The organism is Listeria sp. SHR_NRA_18 (assembly GCF_003856515.1).
Classification (GTDB): Bacteria; Bacillota; Bacilli; order Lactobacillales; family Listeriaceae; genus Listeria_A; species Listeria_A newyorkensis.
The window spans coordinates 1-219 of the sequence record NZ_QPKR01000123.1 but is presented as its reverse complement, the minus strand read 5'-3'; the positions used below and the strand labels follow the sequence as shown (position 1 = coordinate 219).

At 44.3% G+C, this 219-nt stretch carries 1 protein-coding gene; it reads left to right on the top strand.

What is annotated here, in order from left to right:
- On the top strand, window positions 1-219 hold a 219-nt coding region (locus tag DUK53_RS17705; protein WP_201740753.1), incomplete at both ends, for a toxin Cry1Ac domain D-VI-related protein.

The window sequence follows — 219 nt, the reverse complement described above, 5'->3', positions numbered from 1 at the left end:
CAGCGCTACAAAAAGAGCTAGACGAAGCGAAGAAACAACTAGAAGCGAAACAAGCAGCAGCGGCGGCAGAAAAAGCACGCCAAGAAGCAGCAGAAGCCAGCGTGAAAGATTTATTCACCAATGGTGATGTAACAGGAACGATTAAAGATACAACGAATCAAGCAGCGATTGATAAAGCGCAAAAAGTTGTTGATGCTGTAACAGATGCAACGAAGAAAG